This window comes from Paenibacillus sp. sgz302148, from assembly GCF_056120465.1.
In genome coordinates this window covers 1-8022 of the sequence record NZ_JBVYOJ010000047.1, presented here as the reverse complement: position 1 = coordinate 8022, position 8022 = coordinate 1, and the positions used below count along the sequence as shown (strand labels likewise).

The 8022-nt window shown below is 50.0% G+C and carries 9 protein-coding genes; 5 read left to right on the top strand and 4 right to left on the bottom strand.

The genetic code is table 11. From position 1 onward, the window contains the following. Window positions 1-126 precede the first annotated feature (126 nt). Together AC0LWM_RS32210 and AC0LWM_RS32205 are read right to left on the bottom strand one after the other, a co-directional pair. Complete coding sequence (locus AC0LWM_RS32210; RefSeq protein ID WP_474679139.1) at window positions 127-1491, bottom strand: sensor histidine kinase; 1365 nt, start codon at window positions 1489-1491, stop codon at window positions 127-129. After that, window positions 1488-2186 (bottom strand): response regulator transcription factor, encoded by a 699-nt coding sequence (locus AC0LWM_RS32205; RefSeq protein WP_474679138.1) that lies wholly within the window; start codon window positions 2184-2186, stop codon window positions 1488-1490. Before AC0LWM_RS32205 ends, AC0LWM_RS32210 begins: the two co-directional genes overlap by 4 nt. A gap of 207 nt (window positions 2187-2393) precedes the next feature. Between AC0LWM_RS32205 and AC0LWM_RS32200 the strand changes: the two genes are divergently transcribed. The 5 genes from AC0LWM_RS32200 (at window position 2394) to AC0LWM_RS32180 (ending at window position 6618) form a co-directional block, all read left to right on the top strand. Further along, window positions 2394-3158, top strand: coding sequence for an SDR family NAD(P)-dependent oxidoreductase (locus AC0LWM_RS32200; protein WP_474679137.1), 765 nt, complete (start codon window positions 2394-2396; stop codon window positions 3156-3158). Between the two features lie 21 nt (window positions 3159-3179). Next, complete coding sequence (locus AC0LWM_RS32195; protein ID WP_474679136.1) at window positions 3180-4019, top strand: SGNH/GDSL hydrolase family protein; 840 nt, start codon at window positions 3180-3182, stop codon at window positions 4017-4019. Next, window positions 4016-4651, top strand: a complete 636-nt coding sequence (locus AC0LWM_RS32190; RefSeq protein ID WP_474679135.1) for an NAD(P)-dependent oxidoreductase — start codon at window positions 4016-4018, stop codon at window positions 4649-4651. The genes AC0LWM_RS32195 and AC0LWM_RS32190 overlap by 4 nt, the downstream gene beginning before the upstream one ends. Before the next feature lie 171 nt (window positions 4652-4822). After that, a complete protein-coding gene (locus AC0LWM_RS32185) occupies window positions 4823-5614 on the top strand; it encodes a phosphotransferase family protein (protein ID WP_474679134.1) in 792 nt (263 codons plus the stop codon). A 92-nt stretch (window positions 5615-5706) separates the two neighbouring features. After that, window positions 5707-6618: an SDR family oxidoreductase gene (locus AC0LWM_RS32180; protein ID WP_474679133.1), complete on the top strand. Its 912-nt coding sequence runs from the start codon at window positions 5707-5709 to the stop codon at window positions 6616-6618. A 230-nt stretch (window positions 6619-6848) separates the two neighbouring features. Here AC0LWM_RS32180 and AC0LWM_RS32175 read toward each other — a convergent pair whose 3' ends face one another. Beyond that, on the bottom strand, window positions 6849-7175 hold the full coding sequence (locus tag AC0LWM_RS32175; RefSeq protein WP_474679132.1) for a hypothetical protein: 327 nt from the start codon (window positions 7173-7175) through the stop codon (window positions 6849-6851). 407 nt (window positions 7176-7582) lie between these two features. Next, window positions 7583-8022 (bottom strand): IS3 family transposase (locus AC0LWM_RS32170; RefSeq protein ID WP_474679131.1); only part of this gene is annotated, 440 nt, incomplete at its 5' end.

Genomic DNA, 8022 nt, shown 5'->3' with positions numbered 1-8022 from the left:
AGTTTCTCAGAAGCCGAATAGGATCGTTTTTGCATGAAAAAGCTCCCCTTACCGTAGCAGGTTTTATTATTTCACCTGTCTACCGTAAGGGGAGCATATCACGCGGCAGTTGCTCCACTTTTTTGTTTAACTCGTAGGGGCAGCGGCGATATTTGTTGATGTAAACATAAGCGGCAGCCACCCTGTAAAAATAGCCCCGCTCGTCCGGCTCCGGTTCCGAACGGTAAGATCGCCTTGGTGTGCTCGAAGGATGCGGCGCGCAATCGTAAGCCCGAGGCCAACTCCTCCGCTTTCGGGATTCCGGGATGGGTCTCCCCGATAGAAAGGCTCAAATACATGCGGCAAGTCGTGCTCATCGATACCCGCTCCCGTATCTTCAATCGTGAAGGCGATGCATCCGTCCTCTATATGCCAAGCGAATGTAATCGTTCCGCCGGCCGGCGTATGCCTGATGGCATTGTCCAGCAGGTTGCTCATCGCTCGCCGCAGCAAATGCGAATCCCCTGGAAAAGTAACGTCTCCGCCTTGCATGCCACCTTCATAATGAAGTACAGTGCCATTATCCCTGGCTATGGGGTGGAATTCCTCGGCCAGATCGGCGAAGAGCCGTCCCGGTTCCACCGGTTCAGGACGCAGCGTTTGTTCGATCGATTCGAGCTTGGTATATGAAAACAGATCGGATACAAGCCTTTCGAGCTGCTCGGCTTTTTTATTACAGATCGAAATATATCGAGCCATTTTGTCCGGATTGTCGGTCATGCCCTTCTCCAGACGTGCCAAGCAACCGCGAAGCGTAAATAACGGCGTCCTTAAATCGTGGGCGATTGCGCCTATGAAAAATCGGCGCTCTTCTTCCAGCTCGGACTCGCGAATCAGAGATTCACGCAAGCTGCTGCCCATCGCGTGGAAAGCGGAGCGCACCGTCGTTACTTCAAGAACGCTGGATTCCGGCAGGTGAAAATCAAGATCACCGTCAGCGATCCGCCTCGCGGCTGCGCTCATGGCCTCGAGCGGTTTGACGACGACTTGGCCGATTTTCCAGCCGATGAACAGGATAACGCCAATCGCCGCAATGACGGCGCATACTGTAGCCACCTCGCTTCTTCGCTCTGGAACGAAGAAGAGCGCTTCGCCTTGAATCTTGCCTTGTTCGACGACATTGATCTGGCGCGTCGCGGTTTCTTCCGTACCGGCCTGTTCGGAATGCAGAATTTCGCGACTGAAGCCATCCAGTAGGATGATTCCGATGCCCGATTTATCGGCGATGCTTTGCAGCGACGCCTGCCAGTCCGGCTCCAGCCAACGGGCAGCATTCGTTTCGTTCACGTTGCGGATCGCCGCAGCCAAGCCGGCTTGTTGCCGCTCATAGAGCGAGCTTTCGAAAACGTAACGATCGAGCAGGTCCGATAGTTCAAATAATAACCGCGGCAGAAGCATGAGGATGAGCATGCCGATGATCATCCACTGGCGGATGCGAAGCCGCGGCCTCATCTCCGCACCCCTTCGAACCGGTAGCCGATGCCCCACACATTCGTAATGATTTTTGGCTTTCGCGGATCCTCTTCGATTTTTTCGCGAATTCTTGCTATGTGCACGGTTACCGCATGCTTGTCGCCAATCCCGTCCCAAAAGCGCTGCAGCAGTTGATCGTACGTAAATACTTGGCGCGGGTACTCCGCAAATAGGCACAGCATGTCGAATTCCTTCGGCGTTAGCGGCAGCGGTCGTCCGTCCAGCACGGCTTCATGCGCTTTCAAATCCAGCACGAGCCTACCGAACCTCCATTCCGACTTCGTTGCTTTTTCGCTTTTGTCATAACGCCTCAGTACGGCTTTGATGCGCGCTACAACCTCCTCAGGAGTAGCGGACTTGACAATGTAATCGTCCCCGCCCAAGCCTAGCCCCCGTATTTTGTCCATATCTTCACCACGCGCGCTGAGGAACAGGATAGGAAGATCGCGTGTTTTGCGGATGTGCCGGCACAAGTCCAGGCCGTTCTGCCCAGGCATCATGACGTCCAGCAATATACAGTCGATTGGCTCGCTGTTCAGTGCTTCGAGCGCCTCGACGGCGTTGAATGCGAAGGCAGTGTCGAACTGTTCGTCCTCGAGGTAATCCCGCATTAATTCCACGATCTCTTTATCGTCATCCACTATGAGTACCGTACGTTTTCCGTTTAAGCTCAAGCCGCTCACCTCTGTTTCTAATCCATAAGAATTTGAAAATATTGTAGCACATCTATCGCTCAGCTCGGCTCATTTTGAGTGAAATGTAACGAAACGGTGATTGTTTTGAGACTGTTTCGATCAGCCTTTTGTGAGAATCACCCGTTACGATAAGATTGTCGACAAACCATTGCTGGAAGGTCAAACCGAAATCAAGGAGGCAAAATGATGAATCAGCTGTTAAACGGACAATTGGCGTTAGTAACGGGAGGAAGCGGCGGGATCGGCGGCGCGGTTGCGGAGAAGCTGGCTTCCAACGGCGCGATTGTCGCCGTCCATTATCTTCGCAATAAAGAGCAGGCGGAGGAAACGGTGCGCCGCATCCAGGAGACAGGGGGGCAAGCGGCGGCTTTTCATGCCGACCTATCGGAGGTTCGTCAAATCGACTCGCTTGTGAAAGACGTTCACGCCTCATTCGGGATTTCCGTCGATATTTTGATCAATAATGCGGGGCAGATGAGCCATAGGGCTTCCATTACGGAAATCACGGAGGATTATTACACGCAGATGATGGATATCAATTTCAAATCCTGCGTGTTTTTAAGCAAAGCCGTGCTGCCATTTATGCTGGAGAAGGGGAGTGGGCGCATCGTGAACATCGCTTCGCTTGCCGCGCACAACGGTGGCGGGCCTGGTGTGGCGATGTATGCGGCGGCCAAAAGCGCCACGCTTGCCTTTACGAAGAATGCGGCGAAGGAGTTCGCCGGCAAAGGCATTCGCGTCAACGCCGTTACTCCGGGAGTCATTGCGAACACCTCGAACGATCGGTTCAAAACCGATGAGATCCGAAGATCGATCATTGCCGGTATTCCGCTCGGGCGCGAGGGACTGCCGGAGGATGTGGCGAACGCGGTGCTATTCCTGGCCTCCGGTACTTCCGCGTTCATAACCGGCGAAACGTTGGAAGTTAACGGCGGCATGTTCATGAGATGATGATAAGGAGATGAATTCGTAATGGAATCCAATGTAAATCCGCAATTGTTGAAACTGGTGCAATCCCAACATCCGGAGAAGCTGCTGCCCTTCGCACGCAATATGGAGGAACAAACTCTTGCCGCTATATATGGCACGGATACGGACACGTACAGGTCGATAAAGCGTCAACTGACGCAGCAGGTGCAGAATGTTGCTTCGGAGATGCTGGAAGATACGGCGTTTGCCGGCATGGTGGATCGCCTGCCGTTCCAAGCGGGGCAGACGGTGATCGCGATCGGCGAAAGCACGACGGACGATTTGCTGTCTTGGTTTGAATTGCTTCGCCAACTTGTCGGGCTGAGGAGGCCGAACGACGGAATCCGGTTTATTAACGAAGGGATATCGGGTAATACGACTGCACAAGTATTGGGGAGGATGAGCGGCATTACCGCCAAGGAGCCAGACTGGATCTTGTGTATGATCGGCGGCAACGACGCAATGAGGATTGGCCCGGAGCCGGCCAAAACACAGGTCAGCGCCGAGGAAACGGCCAAAAACCTGGCGGCGATCCGGCAGATTGCCGCTTCCCGGACGAAAGCCGGCTGGGTGTGGCTGACTCCGCCGAGCTTCAACGAAGAGAGAGCGGCCGCTTATCACCACTTTCAGTTCGGCCAGCTTTCTTGGCGGAATGAGGATATTACACGTATCGGCGATATCATCCGCAGCCTGCCTGATCAAGTTGTCGATACGCAGACGAGATTTGCGATGCCTACCGCCAAGCCGCTGCTTGGTCCCGACGGCGTTCATCCTACCCTGGAAGGCCATACAGCGATCGTAACGCAGTTTGTTGAAGAATTCGCCGGAGGGGTTACGGAATGAAGCTCATCGTGTTCGGTGCTACCGGAGGCACCGGTCGGCAGGTTGTCGCTCAAGCCCTGGAGGAGGGGCACGAAGTCACCGCTGTCGTCCGCAGACCTGAGGCGTTCGATCTTCGCCATGATAAGCTGGAGGTGGTCAAGGGCGACGTTCTCCGGCCCGCCACTTTCAGGCAGACGATGAACGGGAAGGATGCGGTTCTGTCCGCGCTTGGCGTATCGCACCGGAATCCGACAACGGTTTATTCGGCAGGAACGGCAAATATGATGGAGGCAATGCAGGCGGCAGGCGTTCATCGCCTCGTCTGCCTCTCGTCGGCGGGACTGGATATTCCCGCCGATACTCCGCTGCTGCAGCGGCTGGTCATCCGGCTCGTCATCCAGCGAATGTATAAACACGCTTATGAGGATATGGCGCGGATGGAAGCGGCAGTCCGGGCTTCCCTCGGGATAACTTGGACCGTTGTTCGCCCTCCGCGATTGACGAACGGGCCGCGAACGAAAGCATACCGCACGGCTGTAAACAAGCCTTTGCCGGGTGCCAGGGGAATATCGCGCGGAGACTTGGCGGATTTTATGATTAGATCGATTTCGGAACCGTCCACTTATCATGCAGTCGTTGAGATATCGAACTAGGAATTCAGGTTGTAGGCATATAAATACCGCGTAAATCGCGGTTTTTATTTTATATATCGGAACATCTAGCTAACAAAACACTCTAACTGGCAAGATTGACGGTCTTGGCAGGATTGTACGAAAACCCATCGAATAATACCGATTTATATAAATGTAATGAGGTGATTCCTGATGTATCCGATCAGTTTGCATGAAATACCAGGCGAAATCATGGATAACTTAGGTGCCGTGATAAACATGAAATATCCGAGACAAGGCCATACTTCCGATGTTGGAATCGTTGAAAGCACAAGAGGTTGTTTTATTATCAAAAGAACTAAAGGCGAACAGTTTTGTTCCTGGTTATCTCAAGAAGTGCATGTTCTGAGTTGCTTACGCAATACCAAATTACCTATTCCCGCCGTTTATCAGCATGTAGAACAAATAAGCGAAAATCAGGCTTGGGCGTTGCTGCAATATTTTGAAGGGGAAACGTTAAGACAAGCATTACTTCATGAGAAAAATGCGAATAAAAGACATGAAATGATCTTCAATTTCGGAGCCATTTTATCTAACATTCATTCAACGGAATGCCCAATTGAAATCATTGGAGACTCGGATTGGTTGGACGAAATGTTACGACGTGCGGAATATAACCTAAAACATTACTTGGTCGATGGGACAGCGGATGTACTTCAATTTTTGAAGACGAACAAACCATCGCCGATCCCAAATACACTCATTCATGGGGATTTTACAATTGATAATGTACTCGTTCGTGATGGGAAAATAACGAGCATTATTGATTGGAGCAATGGGGGATTCGGCGATCCAAGATACGATATCTCGCTAGCAATTCGCCCCAAGCCTAACGCTTTTGAAGTCCAATCAGAAATCGACACTTTCTACGAAGGGTATGGTCAGAAGATTTTAAGCGAGCAGGAGTATCGATACTTTAAGGAAGGACTTAACGAATTTTTCTAATGAATGATGCTTCGTTTTTATTTAATATGACACAGGTTGACATATATCAAAATCTATAATCGGAGGTAGATCAACGAAAGGAGTAACAGTTCATGAAACCTCTAAATGGGAAAGTGGCTTTGGTAGCAGGTGCAACACGCGGCGCGGGAAGAGGAATCGCTATCGAATTAGGCGCGGCTGGAGCCATTGTTTATGTGACGGGACGTACGACAAGAACACAACGCTCCGAGTACAATCGACCTGAAACGATTGAAGAAACCGCCGAACTTGTAAATCTTGCGGGTGGCAAGGGAATAGCGGTTCAAGTGGATCATCTGGATCCGGTGCAGGTCCAGGCTCTAATTGCACAGATTGAGAACGAGCAGGGGAGACTAGAAATCCTGGTCAACGATGTGTGGGGTGGCGAATATTTGACCCAGTGGAACGTGCCCGTGTGGGAGCATTCCCTTGAACGGGGGTTTCGCCAGCTTAGACTTGCGATTGACACGCATATTATTACAAGTCACTATGCTCTACCTCTGTTAATTCGAAACAAGAACGGATTGGTCATTGAGGTAACGGACGGCACGGCAGAATACAACGATAATAACTACCGTTTATCAATGTTCTACAATCTAGCTAAAACTTCTGTCATTCATATGGCTAAGTCTCTAGCCCATGAACTTTCACCCTATCAGTGCACCGCAGTAGCAGTGACTCCAGGTTGGATGCGTTCTGAAATCATGCTGGATCACTTTGGTGTTAAGGAGGAAAACTGGCGTGACGCCACGGAGAAGGAGCCGCATTTCATTATGTCGGAATCGCCACGTTATATAGGCCGCGCCGTTGCCGCACTGGCCGGAGATCCGGACGCAGCCCGATGGAACGGACACTCTGTGTCAAGCGGTCAGCTCGCACGAGTGTATGGTTTTTACGATCTTGACGGCTCACAGCCAGACTTTTGGCGGTATGCAGTAGAAGTGCAGGATGCGGGCAAACCGGCGAATTCTGCGGGTTACCGTTGATATTCATAGCGTGATGATTGAGATCCATAATGTGGTAGTATAGAGGATAGGGTGATATAGCATTGCCGCAGCTCGAGGATCCCCGTGATCCGAAATCGCTGAAGCCGTTTTTGCCTTGGTCATTGTCTATTCCACTGATGTGCCATGTCTTTACTTCGTGATAAATCTATAATAGCCCCAGTACAAAGATAGACCTGGGGCTATTGACGTTTACAAAGCTCTTGGACATATCACCCGTCAGGCCATTTAACCTCCGTCAAAAGTACAAACAACAAAATCAGAAGACAAATACTCTGATATTGTGCTAATGAAGGAGGCGTAAATCGTTTGAGTACAATAAGATCATGTTCTTCACCTAAAAAGCCAAAACATTCTTCACGTACAAAACCTAAGCTTTGTATTCGTAGTAAACCAAAACGTTGCTCACGTTCAAAATGTTCCCGTTGTAATTCAAAACCATGTTCTTGTATAAGTGAATGTGAGAATGAAAATGAAATCCAAAACAATCCAGCCAACACGAATACCAATGCGGCGAATCCAACAATTAATCCGACCATAAATGTGAATCCAGTTACTTCGACTCCTAGTCAAAATATTCAGCTTGCAGAACTAAGAGATCGTGCATTAACCGCCATTCTTTTTCCTCCAAGTAGTGTTTTACCTTCGACAATTACGTAACACCAAAAGGGATTGCTGACTGAATTTGCCGATTGTTTGGGCAAACCCAAGAGAAGATGGCAATGCAGTAGCTGAATTTTCTATTTTTCGCAACGGACATTCGGCATTTAATGCCGGTGGACACTGATCAAGGAACGTATTATCCCGGCTGTAATCATGTAGAAGAATAGCGAAATGGAAAATATGGTACCGATTACGAACCCATAGACCGAACCGGAAACGAGAATGGAGCAGAATGCCATTGAACAGCCCCCCGTCAAGTAGACAGTATAAAAATCAAAATCAATCAAGCGGCCTTCGTCCTGAACTCCATCGGACTGAGGCCGTTTAGTTTTGCTTGTAATCGTTCGTTATTGTAAAAGTGGATATATGAAATAATGTCCTTTTCGAGCTCCTCAAAAGTGTGGTACGTATGCAAATAATACTTCTCGCATTTTAGAGTTCCCCAAAATGATTCCATGGGGCCATTATCGATGCATCGCCCAACTCGAGACATGCTCTGAGACAGTTTGCTTTCGTCCAAGAGCGCTTTGAAGTCCAGCGACGTGTATTGGAACCCCCTGTCGCTATGAAGCATTGGCTTGCTTTCTGGAGCTGCCTGCAAGGCTAGTTTCAATGTCTGGAATACCAGGGGATTGTTATTGGAATGCCCTAATACGTAAGCCACGATGGATTTATCATGTAGGTCTAGGATAGCGCTTAGATAAGCTTTCTGACCGTGACCAT